Genomic DNA, 2,436 nt, shown 5'->3' with positions numbered 1-2,436 from the left:
GCTCGCCGGCCTGAGCCGCCCCACCCCGCGGCGATGCCGCGTCCGAGGGTGCCACACAGGCCGCCAGCATCGCCGCGCCGATCACCGGCGCCAGACGCAGGGCAAGACAGGGCGCGCCGGTCATTTGCAGGCCCCCGCGATCTGCCAGCTGCCATCGGCCGCCAGAAGCGGCGGCAGAGCGTCGTCAAAGCGCAGACCGGCCGCGTCGCAGGCCATCCGGCCCAGATCGGCCAGCACATAGCCCAGATCGGCCATGCTGGCCCCATCGGCACGGCGCAGCCGCAGATCGGCCGGCGCGTCTTCGTTCGTACGCACCTCGCCGGCATAGTCCACCCCGCCCAAGGCCAGCGGATAGCTGTGCAGATCGGGATCCACCGGTGCATCGCCGGCAGCCTCGCCCCCTTCGGCGGCAGGCTCGCCCTCGGCCCGGGCAGCAAAGCCGCCGGGCACAATCAGAGCCGCAAGAAGAAGGGCGCGCAGCGTCATCACTCGGCCGCCACCGCCGAGATCCGGCCGGTCTTCTTGGCCTTGATCCGATCTTCGATCTCGCCGCGGAAGTTGCGGATCAGACCCTGGATCGGCCAGGCCGCCGCATCGCCAAGCGCACAGATCGTGTGGCCTTCGACCTGCTTCGTCACTTCGAACAGCATGTCGATTTCCTCGATCTCGGCTTCGCCCGAGACCAGACGGCTCATCACCCGCATCATCCAGCCCGTGCCTTCGCGGCAGGGCGTGCATTGGCCGCAGCTTTCATGCTTGAAGAACTTGGCCAGCCGCCAGATCGCCTTCACCACATCGGTGGACTGGTCCATCACGATCATGCAGGCGGTGCCGAAGCTGGATTTCAGCTCGCGCATGCCGTCGTAATCCATGATCGCGTCTTCGCATTGCTCGGCCGTCAGCACCGGGCAAGAGGCGCCGCCGGGGATCACCGCCTTCAGGTTCTTCCAGCCGCCGCGCACGCCGCCGCCATGCTTCTCGATCAATTCCTTCATCGAGATCGACATCGACTCTTCGATCACGCAGGGCGTCATCACATGGCCCGACATGGCGAACAGCTTCACCCCGGCATTGTTCGGCCGGCCGAAGCCTGCGAACCATTCGGCGCCCCGGCGCAGGATGGTGGGGGCAACGGCGATGGATTCGACGTTGTTCACCGTGGTCGGGCAGCCATAAAGGCCCGAGCCGGCCGGGAAAGGCGGCTTCATCCGCGGCATGCCCTTCTTGCCTTCCAGGCTTTCCAGAAGCGCGGTTTCCTCGCCGCAGATATAGGCGCCGGCGCCGTGATGCAGGTAGACGTCGAAATCATAGCCCGACTTGCAGGCATTCTTGCCGATCAGGCCCGCATCATAGGCCTCGTCGATCGCAGCCTGCAGGGCTTCCTTCTCGCGCACATATTCGCCGCGGATATAGATATAGGCCGCGATGGCGTTCATCGCGAAGCCCGCCACCAGGCAGCCCTCGATCAGCGTATGCGGATCGTGGCGCATGATCTCGCGGTCCTTGCAGGTCGCGGGTTCGGATTCGTCGGCATTGACCACCAGATAGGCGGGCCGCCCGTCCGAGACCTTGGGCATGAAGGACCATTTCAGCCCGGTCGGGAAACCGGCGCCGCCACGGCCGCGCAGACCCGACTTCTTCATCTCTTCCACGATCCAGTCGCGGCCCTTGGCCAGAAGGCCCGCCGTCCCGTCCCAATGGCCACGCTTCATCGCGCCCTTCAGGCTGCGGTCATGCATGCCGTAGAGATTGGTGAAGATCCGGTCCTGATCCTTGAGCATCTCTCTTCCTTATCCCCGGCGCGTCCGCCAGATCTGATAGGTCACGACCAGCGCCCAGAAGAACGCGGCCAGGGCGGCAAAGTCGAGCAGGAAGGCATAGCGGCTGTCCCAGCCGAACTGCCCGCCCAGCCATTGCGCGCCCATCCACAGGATCATCGTCACGGAAATGACGATGGCGACAAGGCGCACCTGCCCCGTCCCCCTGTCCTTTCCAGACTGTTGCCCCCGTGGATCCTGCATGGTCCTTGCCTTAATAGTCATTGGTCTTGGCGCGTTCGCGGAACGCGTCGAGACCCTCGGTCACGATGATCTTCGCCTGCGCAACCCATTTGTCGCGGGCGATCCGGCCCCGGAAGCGGCCCATCTGGGCATCCACCGCCGCCACTTCCGCCTCGGTCCAGGCCGCGATCTGCGCGAAACGCGTGACGCCCAGATCCTGCAGCATCTTCTCAAGCGCCGGGCCGATGCCTTCGATCTGTTTCAGATCGTCGGATTTCGGATCGGCCAATGCCGCCACAGGGGCGGCCGGCATAGTCACGGGCTCAGTCGCTTGCGGCTGGAACGGCGCCGGAATGACCGGCGCAGGCGGCTCGGCCGCCGCCGGCACGGCGGCAATCTGCGCCACATTCGTGCTGTCTGTCAGGCTGACCGGCAC

3 protein-coding genes and 1 pseudogene are annotated in these 2,436 nt (G+C 65.8%); all 4 read right to left on the bottom strand.

Annotation, left to right across the window (positions count from 1 at the left end; translation table 11 throughout):
• Nucleotides 1-120: 120 nt before the first annotated feature.
• Nucleotides 121-486, bottom strand: a complete 366-nt coding sequence (locus tag K1Y73_RS21795; protein WP_225030509.1) for a hypothetical protein — start codon at nucleotides 484-486, stop codon at nucleotides 121-123.
• Nucleotides 486-1,781: an NADH-quinone oxidoreductase subunit NuoF gene (gene nuoF, locus K1Y73_RS21790; RefSeq protein WP_225030507.1), complete on the bottom strand. Its 1,296-nt coding sequence runs from the start codon at nucleotides 1,779-1,781 to the stop codon at nucleotides 486-488. Before nuoF ends, K1Y73_RS21795 begins: the two co-directional genes overlap by 1 nt.
• Before the next feature lie 9 nt (nucleotides 1,782-1,790).
• A complete protein-coding gene (locus tag K1Y73_RS21785; protein ID WP_225030505.1) occupies nucleotides 1,791-2,021 on the bottom strand; it encodes a DUF5337 family protein in 231 nt (76 codons plus the stop codon).
• Between the two features lie 10 nt (nucleotides 2,022-2,031).
• Nucleotides 2,032-2,436: pseudogene (locus K1Y73_RS21780) on the bottom strand (NADH-quinone oxidoreductase subunit E); the annotation flags it as partial.

This window comes from Xinfangfangia pollutisoli, from assembly GCF_020179405.1.
Classification (GTDB): Bacteria; Pseudomonadota; Alphaproteobacteria; order Rhodobacterales; family Rhodobacteraceae; genus Pseudogemmobacter; species Pseudogemmobacter pollutisoli.
This window is presented reverse-complemented; position numbering and strand designations above follow the sequence as displayed.

Coding starts and splice junctions, on each gene's coding strand:
- K1Y73_RS21795 (WP_225030509.1), bottom strand. CDS start 486: ATGACGCTGCGCGCCCTTCTTCTTGCGGCTCTGATTGTGCCCGGCGGC.
- nuoF (WP_225030507.1), bottom strand. CDS start 1,781: ATGCTCAAGGATCAGGACCGGATCTTCACCAATCTCTACGGCATGCAT.
- K1Y73_RS21785 (WP_225030505.1), bottom strand. CDS start 2,021: ATGCAGGATCCACGGGGGCAACAGTCTGGAAAGGACAGGGGGACGGGG.